Source organism: Serinicoccus sp. JS2-9 (assembly GCF_059025165.1).
In genome coordinates, this window is sequence record NZ_CM180091.1 from 2,677,740 (window position 1) to 2,693,025 (window position 15,286).

12 protein-coding genes are annotated in these 15,286 nt (G+C 69.0%); 4 read left to right on the forward strand and 8 right to left on the reverse strand.

Annotated elements, in window-relative coordinates; genetic code table 11:
* The first annotated feature begins 52 nt into the window (after window positions 1-52).
* On the forward strand, window positions 53-745 hold the full coding sequence (locus tag AC5PYY_RS12985) for an MBL fold metallo-hydrolase (protein ID WP_493897225.1): 693 nt from the start codon (window positions 53-55) through the stop codon (window positions 743-745).
* Window positions 746-801: 56 nt separating this feature from the next.
* Window positions 802-1,665, forward strand: coding sequence for an EamA family transporter (locus AC5PYY_RS12990; protein WP_493897226.1), 864 nt, complete (start codon window positions 802-804; stop codon window positions 1,663-1,665).
* Window positions 1,666-1,687: 22 nt separating this feature from the next.
* On the opposite strand, the gene AC5PYY_RS12995 is transcribed toward AC5PYY_RS12990, so the two are convergent.
* The 4 genes from AC5PYY_RS12995 to rpsA form a co-directional block, all read right to left on the reverse strand.
* The gene (locus AC5PYY_RS12995) at window positions 1,688-2,833 is read right to left on the reverse strand and encodes a TerC family protein (protein WP_493897227.1); all 1,146 of its coding nucleotides are present in this window, start codon (window positions 2,831-2,833) and stop codon (window positions 1,688-1,690) included.
* A 58-nt stretch (window positions 2,834-2,891) separates the two neighbouring features.
* Window positions 2,892-5,012 (reverse strand): excinuclease ABC subunit UvrB, encoded by a 2,121-nt coding sequence (gene uvrB / locus AC5PYY_RS13000; protein ID WP_493897228.1) that lies wholly within the window; start codon window positions 5,010-5,012, stop codon window positions 2,892-2,894.
* 131 nt (window positions 5,013-5,143) lie between these two features.
* Window positions 5,144-6,811, reverse strand: coding sequence for a BCCT family transporter (locus tag AC5PYY_RS13005; RefSeq protein WP_493897229.1), 1,668 nt, complete (start codon window positions 6,809-6,811; stop codon window positions 5,144-5,146).
* Between the two features lie 196 nt (window positions 6,812-7,007).
* A complete protein-coding gene (gene rpsA / locus AC5PYY_RS13010) occupies window positions 7,008-8,474 on the reverse strand; it encodes a 30S ribosomal protein S1 (RefSeq protein WP_493897230.1) in 1,467 nt (488 codons plus the stop codon).
* Between the two features lie 171 nt (window positions 8,475-8,645).
* Here rpsA and AC5PYY_RS13015 point away from each other — a divergent pair, with 171 nt between their 5' ends.
* Complete coding sequence (locus AC5PYY_RS13015) at window positions 8,646-9,500, forward strand: class I SAM-dependent methyltransferase (protein WP_493897231.1); 855 nt, start codon at window positions 8,646-8,648, stop codon at window positions 9,498-9,500.
* A gap of 108 nt (window positions 9,501-9,608) precedes the next feature.
* Window positions 9,609-10,970, forward strand: a complete 1,362-nt coding sequence (locus AC5PYY_RS13020; RefSeq protein WP_493897232.1) for an ABC transporter substrate-binding protein — start codon at window positions 9,609-9,611, stop codon at window positions 10,968-10,970.
* A gap of 108 nt (window positions 10,971-11,078) precedes the next feature.
* Here AC5PYY_RS13020 and AC5PYY_RS13025 read toward each other — a convergent pair whose 3' ends face one another.
* The 4 genes from AC5PYY_RS13025 to AC5PYY_RS13040 are packed head-to-tail and all read right to left on the reverse strand — an operon-like array spanning window position 11,079 to window position 15,108.
* Complete coding sequence (locus AC5PYY_RS13025) at window positions 11,079-11,852, reverse strand: ABC transporter ATP-binding protein (RefSeq protein ID WP_493897233.1); 774 nt, start codon at window positions 11,850-11,852, stop codon at window positions 11,079-11,081.
* Entirely contained in the window at window positions 11,849-12,787 is a 939-nt protein-coding gene (locus tag AC5PYY_RS13030; protein WP_493897234.1) for an ABC transporter ATP-binding protein, read from the reverse strand. The genes AC5PYY_RS13025 and AC5PYY_RS13030 overlap by 4 nt, the downstream gene beginning before the upstream one ends.
* Complete coding sequence (locus AC5PYY_RS13035) at window positions 12,777-13,766, reverse strand: branched-chain amino acid ABC transporter permease (RefSeq protein WP_493897235.1); 990 nt, start codon at window positions 13,764-13,766, stop codon at window positions 12,777-12,779. Before AC5PYY_RS13035 ends, AC5PYY_RS13030 begins: the two co-directional genes overlap by 11 nt.
* Before the next feature lie 10 nt (window positions 13,767-13,776).
* The gene (locus tag AC5PYY_RS13040) at window positions 13,777-15,108 is read right to left on the reverse strand and encodes a branched-chain amino acid ABC transporter permease (RefSeq protein ID WP_493897236.1); all 1,332 of its coding nucleotides are present in this window, start codon (window positions 15,106-15,108) and stop codon (window positions 13,777-13,779) included.
* Window positions 15,109-15,286 lie beyond the last annotated feature (178 nt).

Genomic DNA, 15,286 nt, shown 5'->3' on the forward strand with positions numbered 1-15,286 from the left:
ACGGGGGGGAGGCGCAGCGCGTGCGGACAGTCCACGTTCTAGGGTGGGCTCCGTGATCCACGACGACCTCACCGGCCACGTGAGTGGCTCCCGCCAGACATGGACGGTCGACCTCGGCTCCGCGACGGTGCGCAAGTGCAGCGTGGGCCCGATGGACAACAACGTCTACCTCATCACCTGCTCCGCGACGGGCGAGCGGCTGCTGGTGGACGCCGCCGACGACGTCACCCGCATCCTCGACCTCCTGAGGGAGGACTCGGGGGACGTCGTCGCCGACCACGGCACGCTGAGCCAGGTGGTGACGACGCACCGGCACGCCGACCACCACCGGGCGCTGGCGGCGCTCGTCGAGGCCACCGGCGCCCGCACGCTCGCGGGCGTCGCCGACGCCGACGACCTGCCGGTGCCGGTCGACACCCGCCTGCGCGACGGCGACACGGTCCGCGTCGGTGACCTCGTGCTCGACGTCATCGGGCTGCGCGGGCACACCCCGGGATCGGTGGCGCTGGCCCTGTCCACCGCGGCCGACAGCACGACCACGCTGCTCTTCACCGGCGACAGTCTCTTTCCTGGAGGGCCCGGCAAGACCGGCTCACCGGAGGACTTCACCCGCCTCATGAACGACCTGGAGCGCCGGGTCTTCGACGTCTTCGACGACGCCGTGGTGCTGCCGGGTCACGGCGACAACACCACCCTCGTCGCCGAACGCCCCCAGCTGACCCGCTGGCGGGAGCGCGGCTGGTGACAGCCCCCTCCTCGGCGGCGGGGCAGGGTGCTTCGGCGCGCCCTCCGGTCCCCCCGGTGGTGCTCGTCCTGCTGGCCGTGGCCTCGGTGCAGTTCGGCGGGGCACTGGCCGCCACCCTGCTGCCGCTGGTCGGTGTCCTCGGCTCGGTGGCGCTGCGACTGACCCTGGCCGCCGCGCTGTTGTGGGCCTTCGTCCGTCCCCGCGTCCGCGGGCGCAGCCGGGCCGACTGGGGCGTGGTCGCTCTCTTCGCCATCGCCCTGACCTGCATGAACCTGGCGTTCTACGGCAGTCTCACCAGGCTCCCTCTCGGCGTCGCCGTGACGATCGAGTTCCTCGGGCCGCTGCTCCTGGCGGCTGCCACCTCCCGCCGCGGCCAGGACCTCGCCGCCGTGGGGGCGGCCCTCGTCGGCGTCGTGCTCATCTCGGAGGCCGTGTCCGCCCCGTGGGGCGAGCTCGACGTCGTCGGTATGCTGCTCGCCGCCACGGCCGGAGCGTGCTGGGCCGCCTACATCGTGCTGAGTCGGCGCACCGGCGCCCGCTTCCCCGGGCTCGACGGGATCGCGATCTGCCTGGCGCTGGGTGCCGTCGTCACCCTGCCGCTCGGACTCGCCACGGCTGGAGTCGCGCTCTTCAGCCCGGATGCTCTGCTGCGCGGACTGGGGATCGCCATGCTCTCCTCCGCCATCCCCTACAGCCTGGAGTTGCTCGCCCTGCGCCACCTGGCCTCCGGGACCTTCGGGGTGCTCCTCAGCCTCGAGCCCGCCGCCGCAGCGTTGGCCGGGCTGCTCGTGCTCGGACAAGTGCTGAGCGCCCCGCAGCTCGCCGGGATGGCGCTCGTCGTCGTCGCCAGCGTCCTCGTGCTGGGACGACCTCCGCGCCTGGGCGGTCGACGTCGGCGCGCCAGCCCCGACCTCGTCTAGCGCCGCCGCCGCCCTCGGCGCGTCAGTCGGAGCCTGGCCGGGACCCGGTCCGGTCCTGCGGTGAGCCGTCGTGAGCGCCGCCCTCGCCGCTCGCCGCGTTCGGGTGCTTGTGGTGCTGACCCCCACCCAGGAGACCGACCTCGTTGATGTCGAGACGGGACTCGTCGCTGTCCGGGGTGATGCCCTTGGCGGCGTCGACGCGGGACTTGACGAGGCTCGCGATCGCCGTGACGCCGAGGATGCCCACGATGGCGGTCAGGGACAGCCAGATCGGGATATCGGGGACGTCGAAGTGCTCGCCTCCGTTGAGGAAGGGGAGCTCATTCTCGTGCATCGCGTGCAGGATGAGCTTGACCCCGATGAAGGCGAGCAGCACCGAGAGTCCGATCCCGAGGTAGACCAGACGCTTGAGCAGGTCGCCCAGGAGGAAGTAGAGCTGGCGCAGGCCCATGAGCGCGAAGACGTTCGCCATGAGCACGAGGTAGGGCTCCTGGGTCAGGCCGAAGATCGCCGGGATGGAATCGAGGGCGAAGAGCAGGTCCGTGGTGCCGAGTGCGATGATGACGATCGCCATCGGCGTCAGCACCCTCTTGCCGCTCTCCACGACGCGCAGCTTGGTGCCACCGTCCCACGACTGCGTGACGGGGAAGTGACGCTCGACGAAGCGCAACAAGGCGTTCTCTTCGTACTCGTCCTCCTCGTCGTCATGCCCGAGGTTCTCCATCGCCAGCTTGATCGCGGTGTAGATGAGGAAGGCACCAAAGATGTAGAACACCCAGGACCAACGCTCGATGGCTGCGGCCCCCACGAGGATGAAGATCGCCCGCATCCCGAGGGCCATCACGATGCCGACCATGAGCGCGAACTGCTGGTACTTCCTCGGCACGCCGAACTTGGCCATGATGATGAGGAAGATGAACAGATTGTCGATCGATAGGGAGTACTCGGTCAGCCATCCGGCGAAGAACTCTCCGGCGTACTGGCCCCCGGAGGTGACCAGCACGCCCAGGCCGAAGAGGATCGCCAACCCGATGTAGATCGACAACGCCACCGACACCTCGCGGCGGGACGGCTCATGGGGCCGCCGGCCCAGCACGACCAGGTCGAAGGCGAAGACGAAGGTGGTGAGGACCAGGGTGACGGTCCACACCCATCCAGGCACATCCATGCGTGAGCGCTACCTTCCGATCTTCCCCACCGGCGAACCTCCCCATGATGACACAACGTCAGCCGGTGGCCTCGCGCATCTGACGGAGCTCCTTCTTCAGGTCCCCGATCTCGTCGCGGAGCCGGGCTGCGAGCTCGAAGTGCAGGTCGGTCGCGGCCTGGTGCATCTGCTCGGTGAGCTCGTGGATGAGGGAGGCGAGCTCGGTGGCCGGAAGGTCCTCGGTGGACCGCCGCTCGATCGCCGTGGTCCCGACAGCCGCTGCGCCCGCCGCGCCGCGGCCCCGGCCACCGCCCTTCCCGCGGGACTGGCTACGCCCGCTGCCCATGAGCGCTGCGGTGTCGGCGTCCTCGCGCTCCAGCATGTCCGTGATGTCCGCGATCCGCTTGCGCAGCGGCGTGGGGTCGATGCCCTGCTCGGCGTTGTAGGCCAGCTGCTTCTCCCGTCGGCGGTTCGTCTCGTCGATCGCCTCCTGCATGGAGGGGGTGACGCGGTCGGCATACATGTGCACCTGGCCGGAGACGTTACGGGCGGCGCGCCCGATGGTCTGGATGAGCGACCGGGTCGAGCGCAGGAAGCCCTCCTTGTCGGCATCCAGGATGCTGACCAGCGACACCTCCGGTAGGTCCAGGCCCTCTCGGAGCAGGTTGATCCCGACCAGGACGTCGTACTCCCCCAGCCGTAGCTCGCGGAGCAGCTCGACCCGGCGCAGCGTGTCCACCTCGGAGTGGAGGTATCGCACCCGGACGCCCTTGTCGAGGAGGTAGTCGGTGAGATCCTCCGCCATCTTCTTGGTGAGGGTCGTGACCAGGACGCGCTCGTCGCGCTCGGTCCGCTGCCCGATCTCGTGCAGCAGGTCGTCGATCTGGCCCTTCGTCGGCTTGAGCACGACCTCGGGGTCCACGAGCCCGGTCGGGCGGATGATCTGCTCCACCACGCCGCCGTCGGCCTTGGCCATCTCGTAGTCGCCGGGTGTGGCCGACAGGTAGACGGTCTGACCGATCCGGTCCAGGAACTCCTCCCACTTCAGCGGCCGGTTGTCCATCGCGCTGGGGAGCCGGAAACCGTGGTCGACCAGGGTCCGCTTGCGGGACATGTCGCCTTCGTACATCGCCCCGATCTGAGGCACGGTGACGTGCGACTCGTCGATGACGAGCAGGAAGTCCTCCGGGAAGTAGTCCAGCAGACAGTTGGGGGCCGACCCTGACTCCCGTCCGTCGATGTGGCGGGAGTAGTTCTCGATACCCGAGCAGGACCCCACCTGCCGCATCATCTCGATGTCGTAGGTGGTGCGCATCCGCAACCGCTGGGCCTCGAGCAACTTGCCCTGCCGCTCGAAGGTCTCCAGCTGGGTCGCCAGCTCGCTCTCGATCCCCGAGATCGCGCGCTCCATGCGCTCGGGGCCCGCCACATAGTGCGAGGCCGGGAAGACATACATCTCCTGCTCCTCGCGCACGACCTCTCCGGTGAGCGGGTTGAGGGTGTAGAGACGGTCGATCTCGTCACCGAAGAACTCGATCCGCACGGCCAGCTCTTCGTACTGCGGGATGATCTCGACGGTGTCTCCCCGCACCCGGAAGGTCCCGCGCGAGAAGGCCATGTCGTTGCGGGTGTACTGCATCGTGACGAACCGGCGCAACAGCTCGTCCCGGTCGACGACGTCGCCGACCTTGAGCCGCGCCATCCGATCGACGTACTCCTGCGGCGTGCCCAGACCGTAGATGCACGAGACCGAGGCCACCACCACGACGTCGCGTCGCGTGAGCAGCGAGTTGGTGGCGGAGTGGCGCAGCCGCTCCACCTCGTCGTTGATCGAGGAGTCCTTCTCGATGTAGGTGTCCGTCTGCGGGACGTAGGCCTCGGGCTGGTAGTAGTCGTAGTAGCTGACGAAGTACTCCACCGCGTTGTGCGGCAGCAGCTCCTTGAACTCGTTGGCCAGCTGCGCCGCGAGCGTCTTGTTGGGGGCCATGACCAGCGTCGGGCGCTGCACCTGCTCGATCATCCACGCGGTCGTCGCCGACTTGCCGGTGCCCGTGGCGCCCAGGAGGACGATGTCCTCCTCGCCCTGCCCCACCCGCGCGGCGAGATCGGCGATGGCCGCCGGCTGGTCGCCGCTGGGCTGGAACTCGGAGACCACGCGGAAGGGGTTGACCGTGCGCTGCAGGTCGGTGATCGGTCGCATGGTTCTACGGTACGCGCGCGGTCCGACAGACCTGTCCGCGGCGATGTCGACGGCCGCGATGCTGAAGGCCCGGGCGGCATCGCCGCCCGGGCCTTCGATCGATCACCGGTGCCGGTGGGTCCGGCGCTCCGTCACGTCTGGCGTGGGGCGTCCGCGGGATCCGGCACGCCCTCCATCTCCTGAGCCTCGTAGGCGAGCTCACGCGCCATGACCTTGCGCTCGATCCGATCACGCTCCCGGTCCTCGGCGATGAACGCCTTGACCAGGGAGATGCACATCCCGATCATCACGAGGGTGAACGGCGCGGCCGTGATGATGGCCATGGTCTGCAGCGAAGCGAGCCCGCCACCCTCGACCCCGGCAGCGGCGCCAGCCACGATGAGAACCGCGGCGATCGCGCCCTCGAGCAGCGCCCACATGACGCGGCTCCACACCGGCGGGTTGGGGTTGCCGCCATTGGCGATCATGTCGACCACGAACGAGCCGGAGTCCGAGCTCGTGACAAAGAAGATGATGATCATGATGATCGCGAGACCGGCGAGGAACGGTCCGCCCGGCAGGCCGTCGAGCATCTGGAACAACGCCTCATTGGTGGACACCGAGCCGTCGTCGCCGATGAGGCCGCCCCCGCCGAAGATCTCGCGGTGCAGGGCGGTCCCGCCCATGATCGTGAACCACGCGGTGGTGAGCAGCGTCGGGACGAGAAGCACACCGGTGATGAACTCGCGCACCGTCCGGCCCTTGGAGATCCGGGCGATGAAGATGCCGACGAACGGGGACCAGCTGATCCACCAGCCCCAGTAGTACGTCGTCCAGCTGCCCAGCCAGACCGGGCCCTCCTCCTGGTAGGCGAAGGTGGAGAAACTCATCGAGAAGAAGTTCTGCAGGTAGTAGCCGATCGACTGGACCATGTCGTTGAGCAGGAACAGCGTCGGACCGGCGACGAGCACGAAGACGAGCAGCAGCCCGGCGAGCGAGAGGTTGATGTTGGACAACCACTTGATGCCCTTGTCCACACCCGAGACCACGGAGGCGGTGGCGATCACCGTGATGCTGGCGATGAGCGCGACCTGGAGCCAGGCGCTGCTGCTGTCGACGATGCCTATGAAGTTCAGACCCGCGGAGACCTGCGCGACGCCGAAGCCGAGCGAGGTCGCGACGCCGAAGAGGGTGCCGACGATCGCCACGATGTCGATGAGGTCACCGATCCAGCCCTCGGCGCGATCGCCGAGCAGGGGCTTGAGGGCATACCGGATGGAGACCGGCAGCTTGCGGCGGTGCACCGCGTAGGCGACGCCGAGGCCGACGATGATGTAGATCGCCCAGGCGTGCAGACCCCAGTGCAGGAAGGTGCGGCCCATGGCGGCGTTGGCCATGTCCGCGGCACTGCCCTCCTCGGTGCCCGGGGGCGGCCCGGCGAAGTGGAACAGCGGCTCGGCCACGCCCCAGAACATCAGGCCGATACCCATGCCCGCGCTGAACAGCATCGCGAACCACGACAGGTAGCCGAACTCGGGCTCTTCGTCGTCCTTGCTCAGCTTGATGTCACCGTACTCGCTGATCGCCAGCCAGATGGCGAAGATCACGAAGACGAAGGTCAGCAGGACGTAGTACCAGCCGATGGTGTTGACGACGTACTCGTTGGCCTTCGCGAGGCCGTTGTTCATGCTCTCCGGCCAGATGACGGCGGCCAGCACGAAGCCGATGATGATGGCCGAGGAGGGCACGAAGACCCGCAGGGCCAACCCTCCGGACTGGGCGGTGGCCAGCTCCTCGGACGTGTCGGTCGAGGTGGTCACGGATCGCCTCTCTTTCGGTTGATCGATGAGGGGTTTGCGTATGTCGAAACTCAGTCAAAAAAAGGGCAAATGTCACCGTAGCACAGCGAATTTCCAGGGAAATGTGAAAGGGCCCGACACCTCGTGAGGTGTCGGGCCCTCGGCCGTCCCGAGCAAGCCGCTCAGACTGGGCGGTCCCGTCCGGAGGGTTGTGCGATCAGTTGCCGGTGAGCTTCTCGCGCAGGGCGGCCAGAGCCTCGTCGGAGGCCAGGGTGCCGCCTTGGTCGTCGTCATCCTGCTCCGGCTGGGCCGAGGAGTAGGACGCGGACGCCGGGGCAACCTCGACACCGGCGGAGGAGTCGGCCTCGGAGGCGGCCTCCACCTGCGCCTTGTGCGCCTCCCAGCGCTCGTGGGCGTCGGCGTACTCCTTCTCCCACTTCTCCCGCTGCTCCTCGAAGCCCTCGAGCCACTCGTTCGTCTCGGGGTCGAAGCCCTCGGGGTACTTGTAGTTGCCCTGGTCGTCGTACTCCGCGGCCATGCCGTACAGCGTCGGGTCGAACTCGGCGGCGACCGCCTCGTTGGCCTGCTTGAGCGACAGCGAGATGCGGCGGCGCTCCAGGTCGATGTCGATGACCTTGACGAAGACCTCGGCGCCGACGGTGACGATCTGCTCGGGCAGCTCGACGTGACGCTCGGCCAGTTCGGAGATGTGGACCAGGCCCTCGATGCCGTCCTCGACACGCACGAAGGCGCCGAAGGGCACCAGCTTGGTCACCTTGCCCGGCACGACCTGGCCGATGGCGTGGGTGCGGGCGAAGGTCTGCCACGGGTCCTCGAGCGTCGCCTTGAGGGACAGCGAGACGCGCTCGCGGTCCATGTCGACGTCCAGCACCTCGACGGTGACCTCGTCGCCGACCTCGACGACCTCGCCGGGGTGGTCGATGTGCTTCCAGGACAGCTCGGAGACGTGCACCAGGCCGTCGACGCCGCCACCGAGGTCGACGAAGGCGCCGAAGTTGACGATGCTCGAGACGGTGCCGGTGCGCACCTGGCCCTTGCCGAGCTCCTTGAGGAAGGTCGTGCGGACCTCGGACTGGGTCTGCTCCAGCCAGGCGCGACGAGACAGGACCACGTTGTTGCGGTTCTTGTCCAGCTCGATGATCTTGGCCTCGATCTCCTTGCCGACGTAGGGCTGGAGGTCGCGGACGCGACGCATCTCCACCAGCGACGCCGGGAGGAAGCCGCGCAGGCCGATGTCGAGGATGAGGCCGCCCTTGACGACCTCGATGACGGTGCCGGTGACGACGCCGTCCTCCTCCTTGATCTGCTCGATCGAGCCCCAGGCGCGCTCGTACTGCGCACGCTTCTTGGACAGGATGAGGCGGCCTTCCTTGTCCTCCTTCTGGAGGACCAGGGCCTCGACCTCGTCACCGACGGTGACGACCTCGGACGGGTCGACGTCGTGCTTGATGGCCAGCTCGCGCGAGGGGATGACGCCCTCGGTCTTGTAGCCGATGTCGAGCAGGACCTCGTCACGGTCGACCTTGACGATGACCCCCTCGACGATGTCGCCGTCGTTGAAGTTCTTGATCGTCGCGTCGATCGCGGCGAGGAGTTCCTCCTCAGAACCGATGTCGTTGACAGCGATCTGGGAGCTGGCCTTCTCGGCCGTGGTGGCAGTCATGTAGTAGGGACTCCGATTGTGGACACTGGGTATGGATGATGGCTGTGCTCAGTGATCGGGCCGACCGGCTGACGCCGGGCAGCACGAAACGCACGAGTCGTGCCTCCCCAGGGTATCGGCGGCTCTGCGCCAGGTCAAAAGCGGTGCGCATGCGCAGGGCACACTGGCGGTATGCCGGAGCACAACTCAGGAGCAGCACCTCCCTCCCCCGACCGGGTGGTCCGCCGACCGGTCGCCCATCCGGACTCCGTCACCGCCAGCCGGGCCTGGTGGGACGCCGAGGCCGAGCAGTACTACGCCGACCACCGCGCGGATCTCGGCGACACCGAGCTCACCTGGGGGCCGGAGGGCTGGACCGAGGCCGACCTGGGGCTGCTGGGGGACCTCGCCGGGACGGATGTCCTCGAGGTCGGTGCGGGAGCGGCGCAGGGGGCCCGCTGGTGCGCGGAACGAGGCGCCCGTGTGGTGGCGACCGACCTCTCCGCGGGGATGCTCGCGGTGGGGCACCGCATCGACGCGGAGGTGCGCGGCCACGGAAGCCCGGCGCCGACGGCATACCTCCAGTGCGACGGAACCCGGCTCCCGCTCGCCGACGCCTGCATGGACCGCGTCATCACCGCGCACGGCGTCCTGGCCTTCGTGCCCGATGCTGCGGCCGCGCTGCGCGAGTGGGCCCGGGTGCTGCGCCCCGGCGGACGATGCGTGTTCTCCCTGCCCCACCCGTTCCGCTGGACGCTGCCCGACTCCCCCGGTGCGGACGGGTTGGTGGTCCGGCAGAGCTACTTCGACCGGTCGGCCTACGTCGAGGAGACGGCCGACGGAACCGTGACGTATGCCGAGCACCACCGCACCCTCGGTGACCTCGTGCGGGGGGTGCGCGGCGCCGGCCTCGTGCTCGTCGATCTCGTCGAACCGACGTGGCCGGACGGGCTCGAGCGGGTCTGGGGCGGGTGGAGCCCGCTGCGGGGCCGGATGATCCCGGGGACCGCCATCATCGTGGCGGAGAAGCCGTCCCGGCTCACGTAGGGGCAAGGTCACAGTTTGGTGACAAAGGTCTGATCCCGGGCCGATGCGGCCTAGGGTGAAGTCCCGTGGACGGGCGATGAGGCCCCCCGACTGTGAGAGAGGCATCACATGCGTAGGAAGACCCACCTGAGGGCAGTGGCAGCGCTGTCCGCCGTGGCCCTGTTGGCCGCGTGCGGCGGCGACGGCGACGACGAGGGCGCGGAGGACACCACCTCCGCCGAGGAGACCGAGGCTGAGGAAGGCACCGACGACGACGCTGCCAGCAGCGACGGCGGCGAGGCCACCAGCGAGGCCCCCATGGCCGGCGGCGACGGCAACACCGGCGACACCTTCACCTTCGGCTACGTCCTGCCGGAGACCGGCCAGCTGGCGTTCCTCGGACCGCCCCAGATCGAGGCGCTCGGCCTGGCCATCCAGGACATCAACGACGCCGGTGGCGTCCTGGGCAACGAGGTCCCCGACCCCATCGCCGGTGACGAGGCCGGACAGGACGCCGCGGCCCAGCAGGCCGCCGACCGCATCCTGGCCGAGCAGCCCAGCGCCATCATCGGCGCTGCCGCGTCGGGCATGTCCCTGGCGATCGTGGACCGGGTCACCGGTGCGAACGTCATGCAGTGCTCGGGCTCCAACACCGCGCCGACCTTCACCGACTACGACGACAACGGCCTCTACGTGCGCACCGCGCCGTCGGACGCGCTGCAGGGTCCGGTGCTGGCCAACACCATCGTCAACGACGGCTACAGCAACGTCGCGATCGTCGCCCGTGCGGACGACTACGGCGCCGGCCTGGCCGACGCGACGGCGACCGCTCTGGAGAACGCCGGGGCCACGGTGGCCCTCAACGAGGACTACGACCCGCTGGCGCGAGAGTTCAACGCCGTGGTCTCCTCGGTGGAGGCGGCCCAGCCCGACGCCGTCGTGGTCATCGCCTTCGAGGAGGGCGGCCAGATCCTGCAGGGGATGTTCGAGGCCGGGCTCACGCCCGACGCCGTGGGTGTCTACGGCGCCGACGGCATCCGCTCGGCCGACCTCGGCAGCATCGTCAACGAGTCCGACCCGACGGTGATCGCCGGGATGAAGGGCACCGCACCGGCGTCCGCGGACAACCCCGACTTCATTACCCGGCTGCAGGAGTTCGCGCCGGATCTGGAGGAGACGCAGTTCGCGCCGCAGGTCTACGACTGCGCGGTCACCCTGGCCCTCGCGGCCGAGGCCGCAGGCTCGGTCAACGCCGCCGACTTCAAGAGCGAGGTCAACGGCGTGACGATGGAGGGCACCGCCTGCACGTCCTTCGAGGAGTGCAAGGGGCTGCTGGAGAACGGTGAGGACATCGACTACAACGGCATGAGTGGTCCGCTGGACTTCACCGACGCCGGCGAGCCGAGCACCGCCACCATCGAGGTCTACGAGTTCGACGACGCGGGAGAGCTCACCACGGCCGAGACCGTGGAGTCCAACCCGTCGGAGTGAGGTGAGTCGGCCGGGCCCCTCGGGGCCCGGCCACTCCCCGACCGCACGGCAACGGCCCGGCGCCCATGAGGGTGCCGGGCCGTTGGCCGTCGTGGCGCGGGAGTGGGCTCAGCCGTCGATCCGCGCGAGGGTCCCGAGGTAGAGCTCGATCACCTTCGGGTCCGTGGCCAGCTCCTCCCCGGTCCCGGTGTAGGCGTCCTGGCCCTGGTCGAGGACGTAGGCGCGGTCGGAGATCTCCAGGCACTGCCGGGCGTTCTGCTCCACCATGAGCACCGAGACCCCGGAGGAGTTGATGCGGGAGACAGCCTCGAAGACCGAGTCCTGCATGAGAGGAGACAGCCCGGCCGACGGCTCGTCGAGGAAGAGCACGTGGGGGTTGGTCATCAGGGCTCGCCCCATCGCGACGACCTGGCGCTCACCACCGGACAACGACCCGGCGCGCTGCGCCCGCCGGTCGGCGAGCAGAGGGTAGAGGTCGCTGACGTCGCCGAAGCGCTCGTCGAACTCCTTGGGGCGCAGGTAGATGCCCATCCGGAGGTTCTCCTCGACGGTGAGCGACGGGAAGACGTTGTTATTCTGCGGGACGTAGCCCAAGCCGTCCTCGACCAGCTTGTGCGCGGGGCGCGAGGTGATGTCGGTGCCCTGCAGCATGACGCGACCGGACCGGATCGGCACCAGCCCGAACATCGCCTTGATGAGCGTGGACTTCCCGGCACCGTTGGGTCCGATGATGCCGACCAGCTCCCCCGGTCGCACCTCGACGGTGCACCCGCGCAGGATGTCGACGTCAGGGATGTAGCCAGCGACCAACTCCTCGGTCCACAGGACCGGCTCCGCACTCTCCGCGGCGCTCTTTTCGGCGTTTTCCTGGGCCTCGCTCACGACTCGGACTCCTTCTCCTCGTGCAGCGCCCGGTGGCTCCCGAGATAGGCCTCGATGACGGCCTCGTCCTTGCGGATGTCGTCCGGGCGACCCTCGGCGATGACCTTGCCCTGGGCGAAGCAGACGACCCAGTCGCTGATCGACATGATGACGTCCATGTCGTGCTCGACGAGGACGATCGTCATACCCTCGTCGCGCAGCGCCTCGATGTGCCCGAGGAGCGACTGCGTCAGGGCGGGGTTCACGCCCGCCATCGGCTCGTCCAGCAGGATCATCTGCGGGTCGACCATGAGGGCACGCGCCATCTCCAGCAGCTTGCGCTGGCCGCCCGACATGGTCCCGGCGAACTCGTCGCGCATGTGGGCGAGGTTGAAGCGATCCAGGAGCTCCTCGGCCCGCTCCTGGATCTCGGTCTCCTGCGCCGACCAGCTCGGCCGCAGCAGAGACGCGAGCATCCCCTCCCCCCGCTGGCCGGTGGCGCCCAGCATGAGGTTCTCCAGGCTGGTCAGGCGGGTGAGCGCCTTGGTCAGCTGGAAGGTGCGCACCATCCCTTGCCGCGCGATGCGGTAGGACGGCTTGCCGCTGATGTCCTTGCCGTCGAAGGACCACGTCCCGCTGTCGGGGCTGTCGAAGCCGGTGATGAGGTTGAAGAAGGTCGACTTGCCCGCGCCGTTGGGGCCGATGAGGGCGGTGATGGTGCCCCGCTGCACCTCGAGGTGCTCCACCTCGACGGCCCGGACGCCGCCGAAGAACCGCGTCATGTCATCGGCGACGAGGATGGCGTCCGGCTTGGCGACTCCGGGCCGGTTGTCGACGTCACGCAGGGCCTCGGCGGCGCGCCGGGCACCCACCGAGAGCTCGTGCTCGGCGGCGCGGTCCGCGTCGTGGGCGGCGGCGCGCTCGGTCACGAGGTCGGGCGACTGGTCATCGGACATCGAGGCGCAGCTCCTTCTGGTTGCCGATGAGGCCGGCGGGCCGGAACATCATGAGCAGCATGAGCCCGAGGCCGACCGCGGCGAACCGGACGGCTCCGATGTCGCTCGGCACCAGGATGCTGCCCGGGATCCACCCGGCGGACATCGCGCTGCGGAGGAAGGCATCGAGGAAGGTGAGCAGGAACCAGAAGACCACCGAGCCGATGATCGGCCCGACGACCCGGCTGGCCCCGCCCAGGATCATGATGGTCCAGAGATAGAACGTGATGATCGGGATGAAGGCATCAGGGGTGATCGCCTGGCTGTTGATCGCGAGCAGCGCTCCCGCCAGGGCACCGAGCACGCCGCCCAGCACCAGGGCCTGCATCTTGTAGGCGAAGACGTTCTTCCCGAGGCTGCGGGCTGCCTCCTCGTCCTCCCGGACCGCCCGGAGGACACGCCCCCAGGGGCTGTGGATCAGCAGCCACACGAGTGCTGCGGCCAGGAAGGTCGCTCCCCAGGCCACCGTCATGAGCCACAGGGCACGTTCGCTGAAACGCAGCGGTCCGAGCTCGAGCGGTCCACCGAAGGGGTTGAGGTCGTAGAACCCGTTCGCGAACTGCACCAGGCCGTAGACCCCACCCGTCACCGGCTCGGCGAAGGAGGACCGGTAGAGGTAACGCAGCACCTCGGCGGCAGCGATCGTGGCGATCGCGAGATAGTCGCCGCGGAGGCGGAGGGTCGGGATGCCGAGGATGAGTGCCAGCACGACGGCACAGGCCATCCCGACCAGCACCCCGGCCCACAGCGGGATCCCCAGCGACAGCACCGAGATGGCCGTGCCGTAGGCCCCGACCAGCATGAAGCCGACCTGGCCGAAGTTGAGCAGCCCGGTGTAGCCGAAGTGCACGTTGAGCCCGATCGCCGCCAGGGCGTAGATGGCCGCCTCGGGACCCAGGGCACCCCGGATGGCCACCGACAGCACGGAAAGGAAATCCATCGTCGTCTCCTCAGCCGACCCGCTCACGGCGGCCCAGGATGCCCTGGGGTCGCACGAGGAGCACGATGATCATGACCAGCAGGGCCCACATGTAGGCCAGCGAGGCCGGGAACCACAGCGTCGACAGCTGGGACACCAGGCCGATGACCAGCGATCCGAGCATGGCGCCGTAGGCACTGCCGAGCCCGCCGAGGATGACGCCGGCGAACATCAGCAACAGCAGCTCGAAGCCCATCTCGCTGTAGATCGCCTGCGTCAACCCGAAGAAGACGCCGCCGATGGCCGCGAGCGCACCACCGAGGACCCAGACCACGAGGACGACCCGTTGCACGTCGATCCCGGAGGCCTCCGCCAGATCGCGGTTGTCGTTGACGGCGCGCATGGCCGTCCCGATACGCGTGCGCTGCAGCATGACCGCCACCGCGATCATGATGGCGAAGGCCAGGACGGTGATGATGAGGTCGCGTGGCGTGATCCGGACCGGCCCGATGTTCCAGGCCGTCTGCAGGGAGTACTCGTCGTACTGCTGCCGCCGCGACCCGAAGATGATGAGCACGAGGTGGCGGAGCAGGAGCGACAGGCCGATGGCGACGATGAACATCTGGATCAGGCCGGCGCCCCGTCGACGCAGGGGCCGCCAGAGTGCCACCTCGAAGCCGCCCGCGACGGCCCCACCGACGGCCATGGCCAGGACGGCCGCCAGGACGATCGGCAGGTTTCCGGGCGCGGTGCTCAGGAAGTAGGCGGCCACCGCCCCGATGGTCACGAACTCGCCGTGGGCGAAGTTGATGAGCTTGGTGGTGCCGAAGACCAGGGACAGTCCGACGGCGGTGATGGCGATGATGGCCCCGAACTTGATCCCGTCGACCACGAGCTGCAGCACCCGCCCGACCGGGAGCCCGCCTCCGCCGGTGTCCGCCTCGCCCGTCCCCAGCTGGAAGATGACGCCCTGCGAAGCGCCGGGGCGCACCGTGACCCCGTCGAGGACGTCTCCGCCCTCCGCCCTCGGGACCACGCCGTCCGGGAGTCCGGAGGTGTCGAGCGTCACGGTGTAGGAGCCTGGGCCGGGGAGCGGGACGGACCACGTACCCTCCCCGTCGGTCGTGGCCGAGCCCACCTCGGCGCCGTCCTGCGTCACCGTGATCGTGACCCCCTCCAGGGGTTCACGGTCCGGGTCGCGCAGGGTCCCTTGCACCGACTCGTCGGCCTCGTCGGCCGACGTCGAGACGGCATCGGGCCCGGCCGCCGGAGCAGCGGGGGACGGCGCCGCGACAGCAGGCCCCGCGACGACGAGGACGCCGAAGAGGATGGCAGCGATCGCTGCCCACAGACGGGCGGTCACGGGATCTCCTTCGATGCGGACACCCGGGAGTAAACCACAGGTCGTCGTCCCTGCCTAGCACGGTTCGGTCACATTCCCTCTTGACGCAGCGGGCCCCTGCGTCAACCGGGAGGCACCGGAGCACGCAGGCCCGAACAGGTGGTCCCGGCAACGTCGGCGACCACGTCGGCCTGGGACG